The organism is Phycicoccus ginsengisoli (assembly GCF_054779295.1).
Genome location: NZ_BAAGYN010000002.1, coordinates 1 through 26,038, shown reverse-complemented (window position 1 = coordinate 26,038; position 26,038 = coordinate 1). Strand labels below are relative to the sequence as shown.

Below are 26,038 nucleotides of genomic sequence, written 5' to 3'. Positions count from 1 at the left end.
CACCGTCGCGGACACGGCAGGACCGCCGCGTCGACGCCCGGGTGGAGGTGAAGGCGGGGCAGCCTCCACCCCCGGGTGGAGACCGCGGCGGCGAGCGGACGACCCCCCACCTGCGGCCACCACCCGGGCGTGTGCCGAATCGCCGCAGGGCCGGTCAGGAGAGGGTCGCCCGCCCGGTGCGGTAGGCGTACGCGACCAGGGCCGCCCGGTCCCGGCACCCCGTCTTGGCCAGCAGGTGGTTGACGTGGGTCTTGACCGTCGCCTCGGAGACGAAGAGCTCACCCGCGATCTCTGTGTTGCTCAGTCCGCGGGCGATCTCGGTCAGCACCTCGACCTCCCGGCTGGTCAGACCGTCGTCGACGGCAGCCGACCGGCGTCCCCCGACACCGGCCGGCTGGCCGCTCGCCAGCGCGTCGAGCAGGCGTCGCTGCACCGAGGGGTCGAGCTGGGCGTCGCCGCCCGCGACGGCCAGCACCGCGTGGCGGATCTGCTCCGCGCTGGCGTCCTTGGTGAGGTAGCCGCGGGCACCGGCCTGCAGCGCCCCGAACAGCCACTGGTCGTCGGCATACGTCGTCAGGACCACGACCCGGGCCCTGGCCCCCTGGGCTGCGAGCTGCCGGGTTGCCTCGACGCCGTCCATGGTCGGCATGCTCAGGTCCATGAGCACCACGTCCGGGTCGGACTGCAGGACCTGGCGCACCGCGTCAGCGCCATCCACGGCGGTGCCGACGACCTCGATACCGTCGAGCAGCCCGAGCATCATCGACAGGCCCTCCCGGATGACCTTCTGGTCGTCGACGACCAGCACCCGCACCGGTTCCTGCGTCACGATGCCACCGCCCCGGCGTCCCGAGGCATGCGCAGGTGCACCCGCCAACCACCGTCGGCAGGGCCGGTGTCCAGGTGGCCACCGGCGAGGGCGGCCCGCTCCGCCAGCCCGGTGAGGCCGAAGCCACCCGACGGCATGCCGCTGGGTCGTCCCCCGTGGTCGAGCACCGTCACCGTGACCTGGTCGGGTTCCCAGGCGAGGGTGACCGCGGTGGTGGCGCCGACAGCGTGCTTGGCCACGTTGGCCAGGGCCTCCTGGACGGTGCGGTACAGCGGCAGGCCGCGTTCCGGCGGCAGCGGGTACGGGTCGCCGATGACCTCGTAGGTGACGGGGGCCCCGGTCGCCAGGCGCGCGTGTTCGACCAGCTCGGGCACCTGGTCGGGGCCGGGAAGGTCCTCACCACGCAACGTCGCCACCGCACGCTTGGCACCGGCCATGCCGCTGCGGGCCAGGCTCTGGGCTCCGGTGACCTGTTCCACCAGCCGGGGGTCTGCCCCGGTGTGCTCTGCCAAGAGGCGTGCTCCCTCGAGCTGGACCGCGAGACCGGACAGGGTGTGGGCCAGCACGTCGTGCAGCTCACGCGCGATCCGGCTCCGTTCGGCGAGGACGGCGGCCTCCTCCCGCGCCCGGCGGGTCTGCTCCTGTTCCCGCAGCAGCGCCTGCGCCTGGTCGTTGGCGTCGCGGTTCGCCCCCGCGAAGGCAGCGGCCACCAGCAGGAACCCGGCCCCGATGGCCACGTTCACGGCCGCCCCGACCGGGTGCGCCGAGCTGCTGCCCTCCGCCCACGCGATGGCCGCCACGACGACAGCACCGGCCACCAGCGCCAGTCGGCGCGGCAGCCGCAGCCCGAGCCCGGCCACCGCCATGAACGACAGGATGTACGCCGGCCCGTGCGGGTTGACCGCGTCGATCACCGCTCCGGCGACGCCGGCGCCGACCAGGGCCGCCACGAGGATTCGGTGGTCGCCGACGCGCAGGCTCAGCGACACCAGCCACAGGGCGAGCGCGACGGCCGTCAGGAGGAGCACCGCCGCGCGGCGCCCGGCGTCGGAGGGCAGCTGCCCGACCACGGTGCCGACGGCGATGAACGCGGCGCTCGCCCAGCCGGCCACGACCATGACCCGCCGGAGGTCGGCGGGTCGGTCGGCGCGAAGGCGCGGTCGAGTCACGGGGCTCCTCGGCGGTGCGGGACGTCGGCTCAACGGTAGAGCGCGACCGGACCCATGTCCTGCACCTGATCGGGACGGGCCGCCAGCCGCGCCGCGCGGAACCCGGTGACACCGAGGCGGGTGACGACCATGGCCAGGGCCATGAGGACGAAGGCAGCGGTCCACGCGTCCGCCCCGGTGATCTTGTGCTGTCGGGAGAACTGGCCGATGGCCGCCGGGAACCAGTGCTCGGCACCGTACGCGAACGCCACCCGGCCGCCGATGACGGCGAACCACACCGTGACGAAGGCCAGTCCGGCCGTCGTGGTGACCCTGCCCCCCTCGCGCCGCACCCGCACCGTCATCGCCGCCACGACCCCCGCGGCGATGCCGACGACCAGGCCGGCAAGCTCGAGCTGTCCGTCGTGGCCGGCGACCGGCAGGTCCTTGAGGTAGAACCAGCCGGCCGCCAGGACCACCAGCAGCGGCACCGTGAGCCGGCGCCGGGTCAGTACCCGGGTGCCGACGTTGCTGGACAGGATCCAAGCGAGGAGTGCGAGGTTGAGGAAGTACTGGCCGGTTGACATGAGGTGCTCCTGAGGACGTGATGGCTTAGGTGGGTTGACACCACTGTCCGGCCGGCCATGCAGCTGCCGCGTCAGCACCAAGGTGGAAGTCCGTTGCGGCGACTTCAACCCTGGGGTGGACTGGACGCCGAGAGGGGAAGCGCGGGTCTCGAAGGGGGGGACACCGCCAGCCTTCACCGCGCTCGGCGATTGAGGTTCGCCACACATGACCCCAAGGCACCACGGCGATGATGACGACCACCACCGAGTAGTTCACGATGACGTTGCTTATGGCATCGTCCACGGTTCCGGCCAGGGCCCGCGCCCGCGCCCGCGCCACAAGTGACAGCCACAGGACCTTCCAAACGCTTTCGATGACCAGGACCGGAAGCATCCGGGTCGGCTGCCGCACACCGAGAAGGGCGAGTGCCAGACATGGCCGTCAGCAGGCACAGGGTCACACCTTCGAACAGCGGCAGCGAGGGGGCCTGCGGGAGCAGCGCCTCTCCACTACCTGATCCGCAATGACTCCAGTAGATCCTCGTTCCCGGCCAGGACGGACGGCGCCAGTCCCAGCTCGCAGGCCGCGACCTCGATCCTGCCGTCAGGGTCGTCGTCGAGCCCCTCGCCGAACCAAGGCCAGTCCTCGACCTCATCTCCAAGCCGGTGGAGAACCGTAGCGATCCGCGAGAACGTGTGGAGCGGCACGGACACGACGAGCTCGTCATGACCTCCGAGGTTCCGGCTCGTGGCGAGATCGAAGGCAGCGGCAGCAACGTGAAAGGCGGCAGTCTCCACCCAGTCTCCGCCACCACGCCCACTCCCCCATGTGGCGCACTGCCACTCGATCAACCCCACGGAGACGGCCTTAGCGTGGCTGTTCCAAAGCGAGTCGGGCCAGTGAGCCGCGCCAAACACGTCACCTTGGGCTGGTTGCGTGGGCTCGGGCGAGTCTCCGGTTCCACGGGCACCTCCAGTCGAGGACACCGCAGCCCGGTGTAGCGCATGCACCCGTCTACTTTCTGCAGAGGACCAATCTGTGCTCCGAACCGCTCAGCTCGTCAGTTGCAGCATGAGTGGTGTCAGAGGCGCCGGGCGTGTCGCGGGCCCCACGCACTCCGCTCGGCTGGCGCAGAAGTGGCAGCCCTCGTCGCAGCAGCTCCAGCGGACTACGACCACAGCCGCGCCGGTCGCTACACCCGGCACACGACCCACCCAGCCGTGCCAACGACGATGCGGACGCTCGCATCTAGGCAGACCCCCTTGGGGCGCAGGAGCCCGGCGGCGCCCCGTCGGACCCCTGCGTGAGGCACGCCGTGTCAGTCCAAGATGAGCTCGTTGGCCTGGCTGGAGTCGATGACCGCTGCGTACGCGGCGGGCGACCATCCGGCGATGACCTTGTCCCGAAGGGTTGCGCCGAGACGCCGGTAGAACCGGTGTGCGGCGTGGTTGTCGGGCTCCACGCCCCAGGTGATGGTGAGCTGCTCCGGGGCGGCGTAGGAGGCGGCGAGCTCGGCCATCAGCACGCGGCCGACGCCGCCGTCGCGGGCGTGCTCGCGCACGTACAGGTCGTCCAGGGCCAGGATGTCCTGTTCGCTCCACAGGTGGATGCGCCGGATGGCCGAGACGTACCCCACGGGCAGGGCGTCGCGGTAGGCGATGAGGACGATGACGTCGCGCAGGTGCAGCAGGCTCGCCCACCGCTCCGTTGTGACCTTCAGGTGCTGCAGCTGGTTCTCGTGGGCGGCGATCTCGCGGACCATTTCCATCACGGTGGGGGCGTCGGGGACGCCGGCGCGGCGGATGGTGAGCGGACTGTGGTCGGTGCTGGTGCTCATGGTGGTGCTCTCCTTCAGTGTGAGCTGCTCCTGATTGGCTGGCGCAGAAGTGCGTTTCAGGTGGCGTTGACGGTGAACGGGACGGTGATGACCTGTCCGGTGGCGAGGCGGAACTGGCCCCAGACCTGGTACAGGCCGGGTGTGTTGAAGGTGACGTGGACGGGCAGGTCAGGGCCGAACGTCTGCCCGGGCAGCGCGAACACGGGGTTGCCGTTGGCGTCGCGGACGTCCGCGTGCTGGTGGGTGAACGTGGCCCCGTCGGCGCGCATGACGACCACGTGACCGGCTGCGGCCAGGTAGGGGCGCAGCGTGGTGATGGGCTTGCCGGTGTGGGCGTCGCGGAACGTGAAGTGCAGGTCGCTGGCGGTGCCGGCGGCGACCTCACCGGTCATGGTGACCTCGAGGCCAGCCACGACGCGCGCACGGTCGCTTGGCCTCAGCTGCACCGGGGCAGGAGTGGGGCCGGTGACGTGGACGATGGTGCGCTGGTGCAGGTCGCCCATCCGGCCGCGGAGCCGGAACTCGGTGTTGACGATGTAGTCCCCACCGGTGGGGAACGTGATGGTCGTTGCCAGCACCCCGGGGGTGGTGGTGCGCTCGGGGTGGACGTGCGTGAAGGTACCCAGGTCGGTGCGGGTGGCGATGAGGTGCATCCACACCTCGTGGCTGCGGGACAGGTTCGTGACCGGGGCCCCGGTGGCGGCGTCGGTCAGGCGCACCCGGACCTTCGTAGGTGTGCCGGCCGTGGCGGTGTCCGGCAGCTCCACGCTGACGCGCACACCGTCCTCAGCGGCCTCAACAGGTTCGACGTCGGCGGTCATCATGGTGCTCATCGACGGGCGCATCGGCATGCCGGTGCCTTCGGTCCAGGCCAGGACGCCGTTCATGCCGCGTTCGGCGGTGTCGGTGCGGCTGGCCCAGGTGAAGACGGTGCCGATGGCGAGGGCGAGGACGGCGACAGCGGTCAGGTAGGCGTACTGGCCGGCTCGTTGCCGCAGTGGCGGGTGCAGGATGTCGTCGGCGCTGGCCGGGCGGGTGAAGCGGCGCAGCCGCAACGCGTTCGTCACGACGCTGACCGAGCTCATCGCCATGGCCGCGGACGCCAGGACGGGGTCGAGCAGCAGCCCTGCCGACGCGAACAGGGCGCCGGCGGCGACCGGGATGAGCAGCACGTTGTACGCGAATGCCCAACCCAGCCCTTGCTTGATGGTGGTGACGGTGCGCCGGGACAGGGCAATGGCGGACACGATGCCGCGCAGGTCGCCGCCGATGAGGGTGATGTCGGAGGCGGCGATGGCGACATCGGTGCCGGTGCCGACGGCGATGCCGAGGTCGGCCTGCGCGAGGGCGGGGGCGTCGTTGATGCCGTCGCCGCACATGGCGACCACGTGCCCGGCCTCCTGGAGCCGTCGGACTTCGTGGGCCTTCTGTGACGGCAGCACGTCGGCGATGACGTGGTCGACGCCGACCTGTTCAGCGACCGCCTGGGCGGTGGCGCCGGTGTCGCCGGTGAGCATCCACACCTGCAGACCCAGGGCCTTGAGCTGGTCAATCGCCTCGGCGGACTCGGGACGGACGGTGTCGGCGACGGTGACCAGACCGGCGAGCGCGTCGTCGACGGCGACGAAGATGGCGGTGGCCCCTGTTGCGGCCGCCCGGTCCGCCGTGTCGGCCAGGGTGGCGGTGTCGATGCCGGCGGCGGTCATGTGGGCGCGGTTCCCGGCCCGGATCCGGCGACCGTCGACGGTGGCGTCGATGCCGTGGCCGGGTACCGCGTCGAACGCGTCGGCGCCGGCGATGGGCAGGGTTCGTTCGCGTGCTGCCGTGACGATGGCGGCGCCGACCGGGTGCTCACTGCCGACCTCCGCTGCGGCGACCAGGGGCAGCAGGTCGTCCTCGGTCCACCCGTTGACGGTGGTCACACCGGCCAGGGCGGGTCGGCCGGTGGTGATGGTGCCGGTCTTGTCCAGGACGACGGCGGTGAGTCGTTGCGCTTGCTCGAGGGCTTCGCCGTCGCCGATGAGGATGCCGAGCTCGGCCGCCTTGCCGGTGCCGACCATGACCGCGGTGGGGGTGGCCAGACCGAGGGCGCAGGGGCAGGCGATGATGAGGACGGCGATGGTGGTGCCGATGGCCATGGTCATCCGGCCGGTGTCCGGGCCGAAGAACGCCCACAGCGCGAACGTGAGCGCCGCAGCTGCGAGCACTGCGGGGACGAACACGGCGGACACCTTGTCCGCGAGCCGCTGCATCGGGGCCTTGGAGCCTTGCGCGTCCTCGACCAGGCGCACGATCTGCGCGAGCGTGGTGTCCTCGCCAACTGCGGTGACCTGCACCAGCAGGGACCCGGTGCCGTTGAGGGTCGCGCCGATGACGACGTCGCCGGTCGTCTTGGTGACGGGGATGGGTTCGCCGGTGAGCATGGACTCGTCGACGCTGGAGCGGCCGGAGGTGACGACCCCGTCGAGGGGCACCTTCTCACCTGGCCGGACGCGGATGGTGTCGCCGACGGCGACGTCCTCGACGGGCACGTCTGTCTCGTGCCCGTCGCGGACGACGCGGGCAGTCGCTGGTGCCAGGCCCACGAGGGCGGTGATGGCGGCGGCGGTCTGCTTCTTCGCCTTGGCTTCCAACCACCGGCCCATCAGCACCAGGGCGATGATGACCAGGGACGTCTCGAAGTACACGTGCAACGGCAGGCCCCACTGTTGCGCCTGCGCCGGCCACAGGGTCACGAACGCGCTGTACGCGTACGCGATGCCGGTGCCCAAGGCGACGAGGGTGTTCATGCTGGTGGCGCGGTGTCGGGCGGCGGCCCACGCAGCGGTGTAGAAACCGCGACCGGCCCAGAACTGGACGGCGGTGGCTACCACGAGGATGGCCGGCATCAGCCAGTCCATCGCATCCAGCGGCAGCGGCAGGTACATCAGCACCATCAGGCCAAGCCCTGCGGTCAGGCTCACCTGCCACTTGCGCTTGAGGTCGGCCAGGTGGGCGTCCTTGGCGTCCGGCGCCACCTCAGGGTCCTCGGGGTTGGCGGGGACTTGGGGGTCGGGCGTGCGCGGGGTGGCGCGGTACCCGGCCTTCGTCACGGCCGCCTGCATCGCGTCGACGGTGGCGACGGCCGGGTCGAAGGTGACGACGGCGACTTCGGTGGCGAGGTTGACCTGGGCGAGCTCGACGCCGTCGACTCTGCCCAGGGCCTTCTCGACGCGGCCCACGCAGGACGCGCAGGTCATGCCTTCGATGGTGAAGCTGCAGTCGGTGACCGCGGCGGTGGTGGTGCTCATGACCTCTCCTGGGGTGGGACGCGGGGATGGTGTGGTGACCACGGTGCCGGTGGCGGCGACCGGGTCGCACCGGCCAAATCGCCGGGGTGCGCCGGCCACCCCTGGTGAGAGCTGGGGTGGCCGGCGCCGGGGGCCGGCTACTGGGTGGCGATGGCGGTGAGCACGTCGAGCCGTCCCGCACGGCGGGCGGGAAGCAGGCCCGCCGCGACCCCGGCCAGGACGGCCGCGGCCAGGACGCCCAGCAGCTGGAGGACGGGGACCCGGATGATGACGGGGTTGTCACCCGCCAGGGCAGCGAGTGCGGACGCGGCCAGTGCCAGGCCGAGGGCGGCACCGGCCGTGACGGCGACCGCGGCAACCAGGCCGGCTTCGGCCCGGACCATGGCGCGCAGCTGGGAGCGGGTCATCCCGACCGCACGCAGCAGCCCGAGCTCCCTGGTCCGTTCAACGATGGACAGGGCGAGGGTGTTGGTGATGCCGAGCAGGGCGATGAGGACGGCGAACCCGAGCAGGACCGTGATGAGGCTGATGACCTGTTCGATGGCGGCGGCACGCCCCGCCGCGGCCTGCGCCTGGTCGCGCACCGCCGCGTTCGGGAAGTCCGCGACCGCCTTGGTGATGTCGGCTCGCGCCCTCGTGATGTCCGCGCCGGGGGCCAGGGCGACGTAGATGGTGGCGTCGACGTTCTCCGTGTAGTGGGCCGGGTAGGCGGTCATCGAGATGATGTAGCTGGTGGACAGTGCCTGCGCGGACCGGTCTGCCATGACGCCCACGACCCGCATCTGCTGCTGCCCGTCGCGTGGGAACGTCATGGGGAGGGTGTCTCCGACCTGCAGGTGACGGTCGGTGGCGACGCTGCCGGCGACGATGACACCGCGCGGGTCGCGCAGATCCGCCAGGCTGCCCGCGCTCATCTGCACCCGGACGACCTTGCCCAGAGTGGCGGTGTCGACCGCGGTCAGGGCGCTGGTCGCGCCCTGGTCGAGCCAGTGCCCGAACCGGGTGGTGGACGTGGCCGCCACGGCCGGGACCCTGCTGACGCGAGCGGCAACCTGCGGTGACAGCCCGCCGAGCATCTCCTCCCGGCTGCTCTGCACCATCAGGTCGGCGGTGACCGCTTCCCCGGTGCTCGCTGCGATGGCCTTGACCGAGCTGCCGAGCACGGACACGAAGCAGATGAGGGCCAGCGCCAACGCCAGGGCCATGGCGGTCGCCGACGTCCGGCGCGGGTTCCGCACAGTGGCCTCGCGTGCCAACGAGCCGGGGACGCCGCCCCGGGTGAGGGGGCGCCCGACGGCGCGCGCCAACGGGGGCGCGAGCACCGGGCCGAGGATGACGAGGGCGGCGAGCAACGCGGCGGCGCCCGCACCGACGGCGGGCATGGACCCGGCGACGGCTCCGGTGCCCAGCAGGGTCGCCCCGGCAGCGAACAGCACCCACCCGGTGAAGCGGCGCCCACGGGCCGGCCCGGTCGGGGCCGGGTCGCTGGCGCGCATTGCCTGCACAGGTGCAACCCGAGCCGCACGACGGGCGGGGCTCACAGCGGCCAGGACGGTGATGACGGTGCCGGCGAGCATGCCCACGAGCAGCGTGCGTGCGGTGACGGTGAGCTGGCCGGCGGGCAGTGCCAGGCCAGCGGAACTGGCCAGGCCGCGCAGGCCGTACGCTCCCACAACCCCTAGCGCGGTGCCGCCTGCGGCGCCGGTGACCCCGACGAGCAGGGCTTCGCCCAGGACGGAACCGAGGACCTGCCGCCCGGTGGCGCCAGCGGCCCGGAGTACGGCCAGCTCGCGGGAGCGCTGCGCCAGGACGATGCCGAACGTGTTAGCAATGAGGAACGTGCCGACGACGAGTCCGGCGGCCGCCAGCACGAGAAGTACGGTGCGCAGGTACCCGATGGACTGCTGGGCGGCGTCGGCGCTGGCTGCGGCGGCGTCCTGCCCGCTAGTCACGGAGTAGCCCCTGCCCAGGATGCCGGCCAGCTGGGTGCGCAGTTGCGGGACGGAGGTGCCGTCGTCGGCGATGACTTCCAGGGAGCTGAAACGGTTGCCCAGGCCGAGCAGCGCCTGTGCGGTGGGCAGGTCGGTCAGGACGATGTTGCTGTTGGCCAGGCCGTCGCTGGTGCCGACGCCGACCAGGCCGACGACTCGCAGGATGCGGCTGGTGGTGGCGGAGAGGCGGATGGTGTCGCCAAGGTGCACGCCCTCGGTGCGGGCGGTGGCCACGTCAAGGGCAACCTCGTCGGGCCGTGCCGGTGCGGCGCCCTGCCGCAGTGTGTACGCGGTGAACGGTGCCTGCCCCCATGAGCTGAGCAGGGTCGGCCCCTTCGGCTTGAGGGTGGTGCCGCCGATCTGCAGCTGCGCATTTCCGCTGGCGACCGGGCGAACACGCTTGACGCCTGCGGCGGTGGCCACACGGTCGCGGATGACCACGGGCAGTGGGTCACGTTCGACTTCGACGCCCATGGCTGAGTCGAACGCGGCGCCCGAGCGGACGGTCAGGTCGACGCCGGCGGCGCTGGTGCGGAACTGGTCATCCAGGACCCGACTGCTGGTGTCGGTCAGGACGAGGCTGCCGACGACGAACGCGACGCCGAGGGCGACCGCCACCCAGGTCAGGGCCAGCCGGGAGCGGTGCGCGACGGCGTTGGCCCACGTCAGGTGCCACATGGCAATCACCGCCCTGCCGTGTCGAGGTGAGACATGCGGGCAAGGACGGACTCGGCGCTCGGGTCCGACAGCTCGTCGACGATGCGCCCGTCGGCCAGGAACACGACCTGGTCGGCGTAGGACGCGGCGACGGGGTCGTGGGTGACCATGACGATGGTCTGCCCGAAGGCCCGGGTTGCGTCACGCAGGAAGGCCAGGAGGGCGGCGCCGGCGCGGGAGTCCAGGTTGCCGGTCGGTTCGTCGGCGAACACCAGCTCGGGGCGGGCAATGAGGGCCCGTCCGACCGCGACCCGCTGCTGCTGCCCACCGGACAGCTGAGCGGGACGGTGGCTGAGACGCTCGGCCAGGCCGAGCATGTCCACGAGCTCGTCCTGCCAGGCCAGGTCGGGCTTCTTACCTGCGAGGGTCAGCGGCAGGGCGATGTTCTCCTGTGCGGTGAGCGCCGGGATGAGGTTGAAGGACTGGAAGACGAAGCCGAGCCGGTCGCGGCGCAGCATGGTGCGCTCCCGCTCGGACAGGGTGGTCAGGTCGGTGCCGCCGAGAAGGACCTGACCCGAGTCGACGTGGTCGAGCCCGGCCAAGGCGTGCACGAGGGTGGACTTGCCGGACCCGGACGGGCCCATGACGGCGGTGAAGCGACCGGCGGGGATGGCGACGGTGGCGCCGTCGAGGGCGCGGACCGTGGACTCGCCCTGACCGTACGTCTTGACGACTTCGACGGCACGGGCCGCGATCTGCGGGCGGGGGCCGGCCGCGGCGGGCGCGGCGGGCGCGGCGGCGACGGAGGTGCTGGTCATGGTTGTTCCTTCTCGGGGCGGCTGGGTGCGCGCGTCAGCGCAACGTCAGCGAGACGGGCGGGGTGGTCTGCGGCCGCGCGGTGGCAGCGTGTCGGCGGTTGGCCGTCTGGTCGGTCCAGAACTGGGTCTGGGGGCGGGGCCTACGAGTGAGGTACTTGCGCAGCGAGCTCATGGCTCGGTCCTTTCTGGTCGGGTTGGGTGGTCTGGGTGCTGGGGCGTCGGCGGTGGCCGGCGCTGGGTGCGCGGGACGGGTTGCCCGGCGGTCAGGGGGTGAGGGTGTAGCCGGCCTCGTCGATGGCGGCGGCGATGTCGGCGCGGTCCACCGGCTGGGCCGCGGTGACGGTCACCGTTCCCGTGGGCAGGTCGATGGAGACGGCGACGACCCCCGGCACGGCCGAGATCTCCTGGGTGACGGCCCGCTCGCAGTGCGAACAGGTCATGCCGTTCACGGTGAAGGTGGTCGAGCCGATGAACGTGCGGGGGGTTCTGGACAGCATGTGAGCTCCTTGGAGTGTGGGTGGGTTGCCGTATCGAGATTGCGGCCGCACCCCGAGGGCTCTCGCCGGGAAAATCACCGGGATGTGACCGGCACCCGGCCGGTGTGAGCCCAAGTCGGCGGAGCGCGTGAGTGGACCGTTTGCTGTACGTGCTGTCCACGGGGCTCGTTAGCATCGGGGCGTGCTGGCGGGTCGGGGCGTGGAGCGCGCGCAGGTGGCCGACGTCATCGACGCCGCCCGGCAGGGTCATGGCGGGGCGCTGGTCGTGCGTGGTGTCGCCGGGTCCGGCAAGTCGACCCTGCTTGCCGACACGGTCGCCGGCATCGCGGACATGACCGTGCTGCGCACCTCCGGGGTGGAGTCGGAGTCGCCGCTGGCGTTCGCCGCGCTGCAGCGGCTGCTATGGCCCGTGCGCGACCACATCGACCAGCTGCCGCCGCCGCAGCAGGCGGCGCTGCGCACGGCGCTGGGTGAAGCTGCCGGCGACGGTGACCGGTTCCTGACGTTCCTGGGAACCTTGAGCCTGCTGGCTGAGGTTGCCGAGCAGCGGCCGGTGGTCGCGGTGGTCGACGACGCCCACTGGCTCGACGACGCGTCGACCGCCGCGCTGTTGTTCGCGGCACGCCGGCTGCACGCGGAGCCTGTCGTGGTGCTGTTCGCGGCCCGGGATGGCGACGCGCGCCGCTTCGACGCCCCTGATGTGCCCTCCGTCGTCCTGGGCGGCCTGGCCGGTGCGGACGCCGACGCAGTCCTGAGCGGCGCTGAGGCCGGTGTGGACCCGTCGGTGCGCGACCAGCTCGTGCACGCCACAGGCGGCAACCCACTGGCACTGGTCGAGCTCGCGAACGCGCTGTCCCCCGAGCAGCTGGCCGGTACGCAGCCGCTTCCCCAACCGCTGCCGCTGACCGGCGGCGTCGAACGCGCGTTCCTCGAGCGATACCGACAGTTGCCCGAGGCCGCCCAGCAGTTTCTGCTGGTGGCCGCCGCCGATGACACCGGGCGCGTGACAGTGGTGCGTGACGCCGCCCACGCGGTAGGTGCCGACGACGACGCCGCGGACGCTGCCGAACGCGCGGGCCTACTGAGCATGAACACCGGCCGCGTCAGCATGTACCACCCGCTGGTGCGGTCCGCGGTTTACCAGGCAGCCACCAGCTCCTCGCGCAGATCAGCGCACCGCGCGTTGGCCGACGCGCTCGTCGACGACCCCGACCGGCGCGCCTGGCACCTGGCTGCAGCGGTAGACCGACCCGACGGTGACGTCGTCGCAGCCCTCGACGGCGTCGCGGAACGTGCCGCTGGCCGCGGTGGGCATGAGGCCGCAGCCGCCGCATGGGCCCGCGCTGCCGAGCTCACCACCGACAGCCAAGACCGTGGACGACGCCTGCTCCTCGCCGCCTCCTCTGCCTGGCTCGGGGCTCATCCTTCACAAGCCGCTGCGTTCGCTACTGCGGCCGAGGCTCACGTCACCGACCCCGCCATGCGGATCCAGCTGCTCACGCTGCAGGGACAGGTCACCTGGAACGCGAAATCGCTCAACGACGGGTACGACCTCATCCTGCAAGCCGCCCAGCTCGCAGCGGAGACCAGCGACCCGGCCACGCCGCAACTGGCCATGCTGGCCGCGTCCCTGGCCGGTTTCGGTGCACGGTCCCCGCGACCTGTGGACCCCCTCGCCCTGGCACCCCCACCCCAACCCGGTGCCTCCGCCCACACCCTGGCCGCAGACGCGCTCCTGCACGGCTTCGTCGCCCTGTCCCGCAAGGACTGGCCGACGGCGGCCGACCGGTTCGAGCGGGCGCATCAGCTCACCGAGAACACCCCGGCCCAGGACCACCTCCTGCAACCCAACCTGGCGATCGCCGCATGGCTGATGGACGACGATGAACGGTCCCTACGGCTGCACGACGAACAGCTCACGACGGCTCGCCGCGCAGGCGCCCTCAGCATGATGGAACACGCCCTGACCCGGGGCTTCTACGCCCAGGTCGCCACCGGCGCATGGACCCAGGCCGCCGCCGCAGCTGCCGAAGCACTCCCGCTGGCAGCCAGCACCGGCCACCCGGGCATGACTGCGCTGCCGACCGCCGAGCTGGCCCTGGTGGCCGCCCTACGCGGCGACAAGCAGGGCGCGGCCGATGGCGTCCAGGCCGCCCAGACCATCCGCGCCAAGAACCCCATCGGCATCACCGACAGCCTCGTGCAGGACCTCATCCACTGGACGGAGGCCCTGCTCTCCTGGGACCGCCCCGAGACCGCCCTGCACCACCTCGACCAACTCACCATCGCCGCCGTGCGGCGTCTTGCCGCCCCAGACGTGTTCGACCTGGCGGCACGAGCGAACCGCCGCGACGTCATTGACGCCTGGTTGGCCGAGACCGACGCGTTCGCCGTCGGAACCCGGTTGCCAGCGGCAACCGCGCTGCTCGAGCACGGTCGCGCCCTCACCGCGGATGACGACGACGCCGAGCAGCACTTCCAAGCGGCGCTGGCCGCTCACGCCCGGTCCCCGCGCACACCCAATCGGGCCCGCACCGAACTGGCATACGGGCAGTGGCTTCGCCGGTGTCGACGCCGGGTCGACGCGCGCACGCACCTGCGGGCGGCGCTGACCGTGTTCGAGGACATCGGCGCCGCACCACTGGCCGACGTAGCCGCCCAGGAACTGCGCGCTTCCGGGGAAACAGCCCGGCGCCGTGACGTGTCCACCGCTACCGACCTCACCGGCCAAGAGCGGCAGGTCGCTGCCCTGGTGCGTCAGGGACTGTCCAACAAGGACGTCGCCGCCCGACTGTTCGTCAGCCCCCGCACAGTGGACTTCCACCTCCGCAACGTGTTCACCAAGCTGGGCGTCTCCTCCCGGGCCGAGCTCACCGCCCTGCAACTCGACGTCTGAACTCGACCGTACTCACCACGACCCAGCGTCGGGAACTGCCGTTCCCCGGCAGGCCCGGCCATTTCACCGGTGCCAGCACCCACCCGCCGCTCCTAGCGTCCGAAGCCGACAGCCACAGACCGTAGGAGCCGACATGACCAGTGCATCAACCACCCAACCGGCCAGCGCCACCCGCCACCGGTCTGGCTTGTACAGCCTGCTGGGCAGGCGGTGGCCCACCGCGGTGGGCCTTGGGGCCGCGGCCGCCAGCGTCATCGCCCTCCTCCCGCTACCTCACACCGCACGAGCTTGGGCCGGCGCGTGGACATTGCTGCTTGCCGCCGTCATCTACCTCACCTGGGGCGCGGTACGAGGCGACCTGCGACCGGCGCGGTGGCTGGCCGCGCAGGCCGGCGCCGTCCTGGTTCTCGGCGCCGTTGCCCTCAGCACCCTCACCGTCGACCAGCACCAGGCCCGGTTCGTCCTCGCCGCCGGATGGATAGCCCACGCCGCGTGGGACGCGGTCCATCACCGCGCCAACCGCGTGGTGCCCCGCTGGTACGCCGAAGCCTGCGCCGTCGTCGACCTGAGCGTCGCGGCCGTCCTGCTCACCGCCAACTTCATCTGACCCACCTGGCGCAAGCCGCATCCCGAAGGAACCCTCATGAACACGCACACCCCACCCCTGGATGAAGCCCTCGACGTCGTCGTCATCGGCGCCGGCCAAGCCGGCCTCGCCCTCGGCTACCACCTCGCCCAACAAGGCAAGCGCTTTGCCCTGCTCGAGGCCGCAGGCGAAGTCGGGCACTCCTGGCGCACCCGCTGGGACTCCCTGCGCCTGTTCAGCCCGGCCCAGTACGACTCCCTGCCCGGCATGGCCTTCCCCGCCCCGCACGACAGCCACCCGACCAAGGACGACGTCGCCGACTACCTCGCCGCGTACGCCACCCAGTTCGACCTACCCGTCCGCCTGAACAGTCCTGTGCACGGAGTCGAGCGCATCGCCGACGGCACCTTCGAGGTCCTCACCGCCACCGCGACGCTGCACGCGCGCCAAGTGGTCGTCGCAACGGGCCCGTTCCAGACGCCGCGCATTCCCGAGCTCGCCGCCACGGTGGATTCCGGCGTCGTCCAGCTGCACAGCGCGCAGTACCGCAACCCCGCGCCGCTGCGCGGCGGCCGGATCTTGGTCGTCGGGGCCGCCAACTCCGGCCTGCAGATCGCTGCCGAACTCGCCCCACACTGCGCTGTCACCGTCGCCGTCGGCTCCACCCCCACCCAGCTGCCGCAGCGCATCGCCGGCCGTGACCTGTTCTTCTGGCTGGTCAAGTCCGGCTTCTTCACCCTTCCGGCCGGAAGCCGCATCGCGCGCAGACTGCGTGAGCGCGGTGACCTGGTCATTGGCACCCGTAGTCGCGACCTGCGGGCCCGTGGCGTCAGCTTCCGTCCGCGCCTGACCGGTTTCACCGGCAACAGTGCCCACTTCGGCGACGGGACCCACACCAGCGTGGACGCCGTGGTGTGGGCGACGGGCTTCACGTGCGACTACAGCTGGTTGAAGGTCCCCGGGGTCGTTGAGGAGGCAGGCGCCGTGGTGCACGAGGAGGGCGTCAGCCCGGTGCCGGGGCTCTACTTCATCGGCCTGCCCTGGCAGACCTCTCGAGGCTCGGCGCTGCTGGGCTTTGTCGGCGCCGACGCGGCACGACTGTCCCAACGCATGCACCACGATGCAGTTACCGCGCGCCCGCCAGTTGGCACGCTGCACTCATCGGCGGTGGCATAGTCCGGTACGGCTATGCGCGGGACAGAGTATGGAGCATGACTGCAAAGGACCTGGCGGACCAGGCGACGAACTTGGCCGAGAAGTTGAAGCCCGGCACGTGGGAGGCCGTCCAGGCGCTGGCCCTGGCGTCCATCGCGCAGAGCCTAGCCACGCTGAGCGAGGACAGCCGCCAAGAGAAGGCCTAGCGGGGACCGGTCGGCACCGACTCGTCCGAGAGTTCGGCTCACTCCGCAGGTTGACTGGTCCGTCAGCTGATCCAGGTCGAGGTGGCGCCGAGGACGCGTGCGCCGTCGAGGTCCGCGAGCGACAGCCCGACGAACTGCTCCGCCTGCGCGGACGTCTGCCAGCGGAACCTCGGCGTACCCGTCGTGGCCGCCTCCACGATCACCACGGCGGCCTGCTCGGAGGTCTGGGCGTTGTCGAACGCGCCCGCGGTGCGCCGCAGGTACGCGCCGAGCAACGCGGCATACGGGTCGTCGGCCGAGCTGCTGGTCTCCGCACGGTGCACGTTGGCCGTGAACTCGCTCGCCACGGCGCCGGGCTCGACGACGCTCACGACGACACCGAACGCAGCGGCGACGGGAGCCAGCGACTGCATGAGACCCTCGACGGCGAACTTGGCCCCGCAGTAGGCGTCGGCGAACGGCTGCCCCACGGCACCGCCCACGCTCGTGACGGTGACCACCCGACCCCGTCCGGCCGCCCTCATGCTGGGGAGCACCAGCCGGGTCAGGCGCGCCACCCCCAGGTAGTTCACGTCGAGCTGCTCCTGCAGCTGGGCGTCGGTGAGCTGCTCGAGCGACGCCACCGCACCCCGCCCGGCGTTGTTGACGAGCACGTCGATGGAGCCGTGGTCAGCGAGGACGCGCTCGACCGCCTCCTGCGCACCCGACGGGTCCGTGACGTCGAGCCTGCGGACGTCCACCTCCACCCCGGCCGCGGACGCGGCACGGCGCAGCGCCTCGTCCTTCGCCGGGTCGCGCATCGTCGCCACGACGGTGAGTCCGGCGCGGGCGAGCCCGATCGCGGTGAAGAGCCCCATCCCGCTCGAGGTGCCGGTCACGAGGGCGACGTCGGGTCGTGGGCTCATGCCGGAAGCGTAGACCTGCGCAGGTCACTCGAGCGCCTGCCGCATGTCGACCTGCGAGTGGCAGCTCGACCCGGCGGCCCGCGTGCGGGCCGAGCCGGCGGGCAGGCCGTCGACCTCGCCGGCCGGCCGTGCTCAGCTGCGGGACGACTCGCTCGGTGAGGAGACCCGGGCAGCAGGGTGGTCGGGCCGCGGGGCACCCACACCGTCGCGGCGATCCAGCTCGGAGACGTCCTCGGCCATGACAGGGGCGATGCGGTCCAGGATGCGGTGCCACATGGAGACCGGGCCGTCCTTTCCGTGCCGATGGCGTCGTTCGCGCCGACTGTCCTCCACGGTCCCGTGGTCCGGCACGGCCCGCACGCCGGACGCGCCGGGATCCCCCGTTGGTCGGATCGCCCAGACCGTTCGGTGGACCCGGGGCCACCGCAGGCGCACCCGCCTCATCCCAGGCGCACCGTGGTCGGCATGGTGGCGGACTCGACCGCCACCTCGAACCAGACCGTCGTCCCTGCGGACGTGCGGTGCGCCCCGAAGGAGTCGCTGATGGCGCGGACGAGCGAGAGGCCGCGGCCCCGCACCGCCATCGGGTCCCCGCCCGTCAGCAACGGCTCGCCCCGGTTGCCGCTGTCCGCGACCGCGACCGTGAGGATCCCGGAGTCCAGGTCCATGGTGAGGTGCGACTCGGTGCCCGCGTGGAGCACCGAGTTGGTGATGAGCTCGGAGATACCGGTGACGACGGTGTGCTGGTCGCCCTCGCTGACCAGCCATCCACTGAGGTTCGCCCGAGCCCAGTCGCGGGCGGCGCGCACGGACTCCGGCAGCGGGGGCACGACCACCGAGGCCCTGCGGTGGTCGGCGGGTGAGCGGCCCACCGCCAGCACGGCGCAGTCGTCCTCCTGACCCACGGTCTCGATCATCGCGTCGATGACGTACTGGGTGACACTGCGCGGGCTGCCCGGCGGGACACCTCCCAGCACGGCGAGCAGCCGTTGCTCTCCCGCCTCCAGGGTCTCGCTACGGCGTTCGAGGAGGCCGTCGGTGAAGGCGAGCAGGATGTCGCCGACGTCCAGGTGCACGCGGTGGAGGGGGCGGTCGCCCTCGATGCCGAGGGGCGGCCCGACGGGCATCGACAGCAGCCGGGCGCGGGGCAGTCCGTCGGCGCGGGCGGAACGCCCGGAGAGCAGGGCTGGCAGCGGGTGTCCCGCGCTGGCGAGCACCAGGTCCCCCGTGCTCGGCTCGATCGTGCCGTACAACATGGTCACGAAGAGCTCGCCGCCGAACGACAGGCCCGGGCGCGCCCCGCTCGAGCCCAGCGGCAGCGAGGCCGGCCAGAGCGCGTTGAGGTCGGTCACCACGCGGTCCAGCGCCAGCATCACCGCGCCCGGTCGGGGGTCGGTGAGGGCGGCTCCGCGGATGGCGGCCCGCACCTGGCCCATGACGGTCGCGGCCATGACGCCCCGTCCCGCCACGTCACCGATGACGAGCGCGAGCCTGCCGTCGGGCAGGAAGAACGAGTCGTAGAAGTCACCGCCGGCGACGGTTCCCTCGGAGACGGGCTCGTAGCGCGCGGCGACGCTCACCTCGTCCGGCTGGGGCAGGGTCGGCGGCAGCAGCGTGCGCTGGAGGAGCTCGGCGGTGCTGCGTTCGGCGTCGTAGACGACGGCGCGGCGCAGCGCCTCGCCGACGAGGTCGCGGAACGGCGAGACGACGGACAGCACGTCGCGCGGAACCATGGTCGACTCCCGGGTGAGTGTCAGGACCGCTCGCAGGTCACCACCCGGCAGGGCGATGGCGAGGTGCTCGCCGGCGTCGCTGACGAACGTGCCGTTGCCGTCGACGGCGTGCTGCACGAGGTCCAGCACGTCCTCGGTCACCTCGGACCAGATGAGCGGCAGTCGCTCCTCGTCAGGCGACAGGTCCTCGATGCGGTGCCGCCGCGCCATCCGCCAGCCCGACGGCCCCGGCGACGGGAGGCAGACCGTCGCAGTGAGCGCGTCGAAGGCGGCCATGCTCTGGCGCAGCACCACCTTGCAGACGTCGTCGACGGTGACGGCGACGGCCAACGAGGTGGCCAGTCGCGCCACCGCACGAGCGCGTCCGACCGCCGCCGTGGTCTCCACCGCGACGTGCAGCACCGCGAGGACCGAACCGTCGTCGTCGAGCACCGGGGACCCGGCCCGCATGAAGTGACCGATACCGGGATCCGTGGAACGCCAGGGCAGGTCGAGCTGGGTGCCGTCCTGGAGGAAGGACGTGGCGTGAGACCGCACCAGCTCGAACTCCGGCCCCACGAGCAGGTCGCCCCAGAGCTCCGGCGCGACGTCGGCAGCCGGAACGCCGAAGGCGAAGGGGTGCCGGTCGCCGAGGATGTCGGCGAAGGCGTCGTTGTAGAGCAGGGCGAAGGACTCCCCGCACAGCAGCGCCATCGGGACCGGGCACCGCGCGACGAGGTCCCACGCGGCAGTCAACCGGGTCGGCCAGCCTTCGCGGGCACCCAGCGGAGTCTGGTCCCAGTCCAGCCGGGTCACCAGGGTCCGCACGGCAGACGCCGATCCCTCACTCACGCGCCAGTCCCATCCACGATCACATCGACGTCGATCCGGTACCGCACACCCAGCGTAGGACCCCGCAGGGAAACGGCGGCTCTTACGCCGGATTTTGCGCGGGCGTGTCCACGACCCGGTCACGCGCGCCGGCCTGGTCGGCGAGGAACGCCCACTCCCAGGCCACCTGCCGCCAGCTGTCGTAACGTCCGCTCTTGCCTCCGTGGCCGGCCGACATCTCGGTGCGCAGCAGCACCGGGCGCTCCACGGGGTCGCTCGTCGTCTCCTCCCGCAACCGGGCCACCCACTTGGCCGGCTCGGTGAAGTACACCCGGGTGTCGTGCAGCGAGGTGGTGGCGAGGACCGAGGGGTATGCCGCGCGGCGCACGTTCTCGTACGGCGAGTACGACTTCATGTAGGCGTACGCCTTCGCGTCGTGCAGCGGGTTGCCCCACTCCTCCCACTCCACCACCGTGAGCGGCAGGCTCGGGTCGAGGATGGTGGTCAGGGCGTCGACGAACGGCACGGCCGCGTGGACCGCCCGGAACAGCTCCGGCGCCAGGTTGACCGCTGCTCCGATGAGGAGCCCTCCGGCCGAACCGCCCTCTGCCACGAGCCGGTCCGGCGCCACCCACCCGGTGTCGACCAGGTGACGCGCGCACGCGACGAAGTCGGTGAAGGTGTTCTTCTTGTGCTGCAGCTTCCCCTCGTCGTACCACGCCCGGCCCATCTCGCCGCCGCCACGGACGTGCGCGATCGCGTAGACGAAACCGCGCTCCAGCAGCGACAGGCGGGCCACGGAGAAGTACGGGTCGGAGGAGAGCTCGTACGAGCCGTAGGCCGACAGGAGCCCCGGGTGCGACGCGTCCGGCACCGCACCGGCGCGGTGCACGACCGAGATGGGCACGCGCGTCCCGTCGGGCGCCGTGGCCCACTCGCGGCGCTGCTCGTACGCCGACGGGTCGTACCCGCCGAGCACCGGCTGCTGCTTGAGCAGGGTGAGGGTGCGCGAGCGGAAGTCGTAGTCGTACACCGTCTTCGGCGTGACCAGTGACTCGAACCCGATCTGCAGGGTGGCGGTCCGTGGCTCGGGGTTGTCCCCCAGCCACACGTGGTGCACGGGCTCCTCGAGCTCGAGGTCGTGCCATGCCCCGTACCCGCTCTCACTGGCTGCGTCGCGCTCGAGCACCCTGAGCGCCGTCAGGCCGTTGCGGCGCAGGGACAGCACGGCGACGTCGTCGAACGCCTCGACGCCCTGGAAGCGCTCGCCCTCGCCCGAGCGCATCAGCGGCTGCCACTGGTCGGCGGAGCTCGCGTCGAGCGGTGCCCAGGCCAGGTCCGAGTCGATCGAGTCGGCGTTGTGGACGATGAGCAACCGGTCCGCGGCCGGCTCGACGTCGTACTCCACGCCGTCCCGGCGCGGCGCCACCACCCGGAACTCACCGAGCGGGTCCGCGGCGTCGAGCAGGTGCACCTCGGAGGTGGTCTTGGAGCCCAGCCCGATCATCAGCCAGCGGTCGTCGCGGGAGGACCCCAGCCCCATCCAGAACCGCTCGTCGTCCTCCTGCAGGACCAGCACGTCCTGCTCGGTGGGCGTCCCGACCTCGTGCCGCCACACCTGGTGCGGGCGCCACTGCTCGTCGACGCGCAGGTAGAACACGAACCGCCCGTCGAGGGAGAAGACGACGCCGTAGCCGATGCCCGTCACCGCGTCGTCGACCACCTCGCCGCTGCGAAGGTCCTTGACCCGCAGCGCGAACCGTTCGTCGCCCTCGGTGTCGACGGCATACGCGAGCCGCTGGTGGTCCGGGCTCACGGTGAGGGCGCCGAGCGAGAAGAACTCGTGGCCCTTGGCCTCGGCGTTGCCGTCGAGGAGCACCTCCTCCCCCGGCACCGGCTCGCGCGCGTCCAGCGAGGGCCTGGGCTGCCCCTCGACCCGGGGGGCGCGGCACTCCACCGAGTACTGCGAGCCCTCGAAGCTGCGCGTGTAGTACCACCAGGGGCCGCTCGCCACGGGCACCGACAGGTCGGTCTCCTGCGTGCGCGACCGGATCTCCTCGAAGATGGCCTCGCGCAACGGCTCGAGCGAGGCCGTCATCTCCTCCGCGTACGCGTTCTCGGCCTCGAGGTGGGCCAGCACCTGCGCGTCGTCCTTGTCGCGCAGCCAGGCGTAGGGGTCGACGACGACGTCGCCGTGGTGCTCACGGGTGGTCTCGCGGCGCGGGGCGCGCGGCGCTTCGGCGGTGGTGCTCACAGGACCACCCTAGGAGACCCCCGGTGCCGGGGTCGGCTCACCCCGCGAGGCAGCGCGGGCCCAGGATCACCTTGAGGTCGCCGAAGAGGGCCTCGGTCGCCTCCACGCGGTAGGAGTCCTCGAGCCGCATCAGCACCGACCGGCCCGGCTGGCTGAGCCGGACGTGCACCTCGGTCGAGCCGGGGTGCGAGGAGAGCACCGCCTTGAGCTCCTCGACCTTGGTCTGGGTGGCCCGGTTGGTGTCGATGGTGACGACGACCGGGCCGCGCGGGCCCTCGGAGATGTCGGGCAGGGTGAGGTCGGAGGCGTAGATCGACGGGGTGTCGTCGCGGCGGTTGACCCGGCCCTTGACCACCACGACGGCGTCGTGGACCAGCGCGTGCCGCACCGTCTCGTAGGCGGAGGGGAAGAAGAGGCACTCGATGGCGCCCTCGAGGTCCTCGACCGTCACGATCGCCCAGAGGTCGCCCTTCTTGGTGCGCTTGACCGACAGGCCCGTGATGAGGCCGGCGATGGTGACGGTGGCGCCCTCGGGCTTGCCGTCCTCGCCGGTGAGGCTGGCGATGGTGGTGTCGGCGTGCGAGGACAGCACGTGCTCGATGCCGAACAGCGGGTGGTCGGAGACGTAGAGGCCGAGCATCTCCCGCTCGAACCCGAGCAGGGTCTTCTTGTCCCACTCCACGCCCGGGATGGGGGGCAGCACCGAGAAGTCCACCGCAGCGCCCGCGTCGTCGTCGCCGAACCCGCCGAAGAGGCTGTCCTGGCCGATCGCCTCCTGGCGCTTGATGTCGACGAAGTTGTCGACGTAGGCCTCGTGCACCCGCAGGAGCCCCTGGCGCGTCTCGGCCAGGCCGTCGAACGCCCCGGCCTTGATCAGCGACTCGATGGTGCGCTTGTTGCAGACCACGGCGGGGCACTTGGACAGGAAGTCCTTGAACGAGGTGAAGCGACCCTTCTCCTCGCGGGCCTGGACGATCGCCTCGACGACGTTGTGCCCGACGTTGCGGATCGCCTGCAGCCCGAACCGGATGTCGGTGCCGACGGCCGCGAACCGCGCCACCGAGTCGTTGACGTCCGGCGGGAGCACCTTGATGCCCATCCGCCGGCACTCACCGAGGTAGAGGGCGGACTTGTCCTTGTCGTCGCCGACGCTGGTGAGCAGCGCGGCCATGTACTCGGCCGGGTAGTTCGCCTTGAGGTAGGCGGTCCAGTACGACACCAGCCCGTATGCCGCGGTGTGCGCCTTGTTGAAGGCGTAGTCCGAGAAGGGGACCAGGACACCCCACAGCGCCGCGATGGAGGCCTCGTTGAAGCCCTTGGCCTTCATGCCCTGGGAGAAGGGGACGTACTCGGCGTCGAGCACCTCCTTCTTCTTCTTGCCCATCGCGCGGCGGAGCAGGTCGGCGTTGCCGAGGGTGTAGCCCGCGAGCTTCTGCGCGATCTCCATGACCTGCTCCTGGTAGATGACCAGGCCGTAGGTGGTGCCGAGGATCGGGCCGAGGGCGTCGATCATCTCCTGCTGGAGCTTGCCCTCGAGCTGGGGGTCGAGCGGGGTCAGCGCCTGCTTGCCGTTCTTGCGCAGCGCGAAGTTGGTGTGGGCGTTCACGCCCATGGGGCCGGGGCGGTAGAGCGCGAGGGCCGCGGAGATGTCCTCGAAGTTGTCCGGCTGCATCAGCTTGAGCAGCGTGCGCATGCCGCCGCCGTCGAGCTGGAAGACGCCCAGGGTGTCACCGCGCTGGAGCAGCTGGTAGGTGGCCTTGTCGGTCATGTCCTTGGACAGCGCGTCGAGGTCGATGTCCTCGCCGCGGTTGGCCTTCACGTTCTCGATCGCGTCGTCGAGGATCGTGAGGTTGCGCAGGCCCAGGAAGTCCATCTTGACCAGGCCGAGCGACTCACAGCTCGGGTAGTCGAACTGCGTGATGACCTGGCCGTCCTGCAGGCGGCGCATGATCGGGATGACGTCGATCAGCGGCTCGCTGGACATGATGACGCCGGCCGCGTGGACGCCCCACTGCCGCTTCAGGCCCTCGAGGCCCATCGCGGTGTCGACGACCTCCTTCAGGTGCGGCTCGGAGTCGACGAGAGCGCGGAACTCGACACCCTCGCCGTAGCGCTTGTGCTCCTTGTTGTAGATCTCCGAGAGCGGCACACCCTTGCCCATGACGTCCGGGGGCATCGCCTTGGTGAGCTGCTCCCCCACCGAGAACGGGTGGCCCATGACGCGGGCGGCGTCCTTGACCGCCTGCTTGGCCTTGATGGTGCCGTAGGTGACGATCTGCGCGACGCGCTCGGCGCCGTACTTCTCGGTGACGTACTTGATCACCTCACCGCGCCGGCGCTCGTCGAAGTCGACGTCGAAGTCGGGCATCGACATGCGCTCGGGGTTGAGGAACCGCTCGAAGATCAGTCCGTGCGGGATCGGGTCGAGGTCGGTGATCCGCATGGCGTACGCGCACATCGACCCCGCACCGGACCCACGCCCCGGGCCCACGCGGATCCCGTTGCGCTTGGCCCAGTTGATGAAGTCGGCGACGACGAGGAAGTAGCCGGCATACCCCTTGGAGACGATGACCTCGGTCTCGAAGGCGGCCTGCTTCGTGGCGTACTCGGGGACCCCACCGGGGAACCGCTCGCGCAGCCCGGTCTCGACCTCCTTGACGAACCAGCTCTCCTCGTCCTCCCCGGGCGGGCAGGGGAAGCGGGGCATGAACCGCCCCTCGCCCTCGGTGAAGCCGATGTCGCACATCTCGGCGATGAGCAGGGTGTTGTCGCAGGCCTCGGGCAGCTCGCGCCAGGTGTGCCGCATCTCCGCCGGGCTCTTGAGGTAGAAGTCGTCGGCGTCGAACTTGAACCGGGTCGGGTCCATCAGGGTGGAGCCCGACTGCACGCACAGCAGGGCGGAGTGCGCCTTGGCGTCCTCCGGGCTGGTGTAGTGCAGGTCGTTGGTCGCCACGAGCGGTAGGTCCAGCTCACGCGCCAGGCGCAGCAGGTCCTTCTGGACGCGCCGCTCGATGTCGAGTCCGTGGTCCATCAGCTCGCAGAAGTAGAACTCCTTACCGAAGATGTCCCGCATGTCGCTCGCGGCCTGCAGCGCCTCGCGGTACTGCCCCAGCCGCAGCCGGGTCTGGATCTCCCCCGAGGGGCAGCCGGTGGTCCCGATGAGGCCACCGGAGTACTGGCTGAGCAGCTCGCGGTCGATGCGCGGCCACTTGGCGTAGACCTGGTCCAGGCTCGCCATCGAGTCCATCCGGAACAGGTTGTGCAGGCCGTTGTTGTTGCGGGCCAGCAGGAGCATGTGGGTGTACGCGCCCGAGCCCGACACGTCGTCGCTGGCCTGGTGCTCCTCGCCCCAGCGGACGCGGGTCTTGTCCGTGCGGTGCGTCCCGGGGGTCACGTAGGCCTCGACCCCGATGATCGGCTTGACGCCGGTGCCCTGCGCTTTCTTCCAGAACTCGTAGGCGCCGAAGACGTAACCGTGGTCGGTGGTCGCCAGCGCCGGCATCCCCATCTCGGCGGCGCGCGTGAACAGGTCCCCGATGCGGGCGGCACCGTCGAGCATCGAGTACTCGGTGTGCACGTGCAGGTGGACGAACGAGTCGGTGCTGGAGGCGCTCTGCGGGGACATCGGGACGATCCTAAGCCAGGGCGGTGACGGTCCTCGGCGTGTCGCCGGACGTGTCGTGGGCGGGTGTCCGCCACGGCCCTCGGGAGTGCGTGGAACCGTGTCCGGGCATGCAAAAGGGCCACCCGGTGGGGTGGCCCTTATGCGTGAAGTATGTTCGGCTGCGTCCTACTCTCCCACACCGTCACCAGTGCAGTACCATCGGCGCTGAAGGGCTTAGCTTCCGGGTTCGGAATG

18 protein-coding genes and 1 rRNA gene are annotated in these 26,038 nt (G+C 71.3%); 4 read left to right on the top strand and 15 right to left on the bottom strand.

The genetic code is table 11. The annotated features are described in order from the left end of the window. Positions 1–154 precede the first annotated feature (154 nt). The 10 genes from ACYVDO_RS02745 to ACYVDO_RS02700 form a co-directional block, all read right to left on the bottom strand. Positions 155–829, bottom strand: coding sequence for a response regulator (locus ACYVDO_RS02745; protein WP_460932695.1), 675 nt, complete (start codon positions 827–829; stop codon positions 155–157). Next, on the bottom strand, positions 826–1,998 hold the full coding sequence (locus ACYVDO_RS02740) for a sensor histidine kinase (protein WP_460932694.1): 1,173 nt from the start codon (positions 1,996–1,998) through the stop codon (positions 826–828). Before ACYVDO_RS02740 ends, ACYVDO_RS02745 begins: the two co-directional genes overlap by 4 nt. 29 nt (positions 1,999–2,027) lie before the next feature. Further along, the gene (locus ACYVDO_RS02735) at positions 2,028–2,564 is read right to left on the bottom strand and encodes a hypothetical protein (RefSeq protein WP_460932693.1); all 537 of its coding nucleotides are present in this window, start codon (positions 2,562–2,564) and stop codon (positions 2,028–2,030) included. A 489-nt stretch (positions 2,565–3,053) separates the two neighbouring features. Then, positions 3,054–3,341 carry a hypothetical protein gene (locus ACYVDO_RS02730; protein ID WP_460932692.1) on the bottom strand — a complete coding sequence of 96 codons (288 nt, stop codon included), beginning with the start codon at positions 3,339–3,341 and terminating at the stop codon, positions 3,054–3,056. 521 nt (positions 3,342–3,862) lie between these two features. Then, positions 3,863–4,381, bottom strand: coding sequence for a GNAT family N-acetyltransferase (locus ACYVDO_RS02725; protein WP_460932691.1), 519 nt, complete (start codon positions 4,379–4,381; stop codon positions 3,863–3,865). A gap of 56 nt (positions 4,382–4,437) precedes the next feature. Continuing rightward, complete coding sequence (locus ACYVDO_RS02720) at positions 4,438–7,671, bottom strand: heavy metal translocating P-type ATPase (protein WP_460932690.1); 3,234 nt, start codon at positions 7,669–7,671, stop codon at positions 4,438–4,440. A 137-nt stretch (positions 7,672–7,808) separates the two neighbouring features. Beyond that, positions 7,809–10,340, bottom strand: a complete 2,532-nt coding sequence (locus tag ACYVDO_RS02715) for an ABC transporter permease (protein WP_460932689.1) — start codon at positions 10,338–10,340, stop codon at positions 7,809–7,811. Between the two features lie 5 nt (positions 10,341–10,345). Then, a complete protein-coding gene (locus tag ACYVDO_RS02710; RefSeq protein ID WP_460932688.1) occupies positions 10,346–11,137 on the bottom strand; it encodes an ABC transporter ATP-binding protein in 792 nt (263 codons plus the stop codon). A gap of 34 nt (positions 11,138–11,171) precedes the next feature. Further along, entirely contained in the window at positions 11,172–11,309 is a 138-nt protein-coding gene (locus ACYVDO_RS02705; protein ID WP_460932687.1) for a hypothetical protein, read from the bottom strand. A 91-nt stretch (positions 11,310–11,400) separates the two neighbouring features. Further along, positions 11,401–11,634 (bottom strand): heavy-metal-associated domain-containing protein, encoded by a 234-nt coding sequence (locus ACYVDO_RS02700; RefSeq protein WP_460932686.1) that lies wholly within the window; start codon positions 11,632–11,634, stop codon positions 11,401–11,403. A gap of 181 nt (positions 11,635–11,815) precedes the next feature. On the opposite strand from ACYVDO_RS02700, the gene ACYVDO_RS02695 reads away from it, so the two are divergent. The 4 genes from ACYVDO_RS02695 to ACYVDO_RS02680 all read left to right on the top strand — a co-directional run bounded on the left by ACYVDO_RS02695 (position 11,816) and on the right by ACYVDO_RS02680 (position 16,477). Next, positions 11,816–14,530, top strand: a complete 2,715-nt coding sequence (locus tag ACYVDO_RS02695) for an AAA family ATPase (RefSeq protein ID WP_460932685.1) — start codon at positions 11,816–11,818, stop codon at positions 14,528–14,530. A 133-nt stretch (positions 14,531–14,663) separates the two neighbouring features. Continuing rightward, complete coding sequence (locus ACYVDO_RS02690; protein WP_460932684.1) at positions 14,664–15,137, top strand: hypothetical protein; 474 nt, start codon at positions 14,664–14,666, stop codon at positions 15,135–15,137. A gap of 36 nt (positions 15,138–15,173) precedes the next feature. Next, positions 15,174–16,292 carry a flavin-containing monooxygenase gene (locus ACYVDO_RS02685; RefSeq protein ID WP_460932683.1) on the top strand — a complete coding sequence of 373 codons (1,119 nt, stop codon included), beginning with the start codon at positions 15,174–15,176 and terminating at the stop codon, positions 16,290–16,292. A 35-nt stretch (positions 16,293–16,327) separates the two neighbouring features. After that, a complete protein-coding gene (locus ACYVDO_RS02680) occupies positions 16,328–16,477 on the top strand; it encodes a hypothetical protein (protein WP_460932682.1) in 150 nt (49 codons plus the stop codon). 62 nt (positions 16,478–16,539) lie between these two features. Here ACYVDO_RS02680 and ACYVDO_RS02675 read toward each other — a convergent pair whose 3' ends face one another. The 5 genes from ACYVDO_RS02675 to rrf all read right to left on the bottom strand — a co-directional run. Continuing rightward, positions 16,540–17,382: an SDR family oxidoreductase gene (locus tag ACYVDO_RS02675; protein ID WP_460932681.1), complete on the bottom strand. Its 843-nt coding sequence runs from the start codon at positions 17,380–17,382 to the stop codon at positions 16,540–16,542. A 440-nt stretch (positions 17,383–17,822) separates the two neighbouring features. Next, positions 17,823–19,946 (bottom strand): ATP-binding SpoIIE family protein phosphatase, encoded by a 2,124-nt coding sequence (locus tag ACYVDO_RS02670; RefSeq protein ID WP_460932680.1) that lies wholly within the window; start codon positions 19,944–19,946, stop codon positions 17,823–17,825. Positions 19,947–20,028: 82 nt separating this feature from the next. Beyond that, positions 20,029–22,179 (bottom strand): S9 family peptidase, encoded by a 2,151-nt coding sequence (locus ACYVDO_RS02665; RefSeq protein WP_460932679.1) that lies wholly within the window; start codon positions 22,177–22,179, stop codon positions 20,029–20,031. A gap of 37 nt (positions 22,180–22,216) precedes the next feature. Next, on the bottom strand, positions 22,217–25,804 hold the full coding sequence (gene dnaE, locus ACYVDO_RS02660) for a DNA polymerase III subunit alpha (RefSeq protein WP_460932678.1): 3,588 nt from the start codon (positions 25,802–25,804) through the stop codon (positions 22,217–22,219). Positions 25,805–25,956: 152 nt separating this feature from the next. Beyond that, positions 25,957–26,038 (bottom strand): 5S ribosomal RNA (gene rrf / locus ACYVDO_RS02655); the annotation flags it as partial.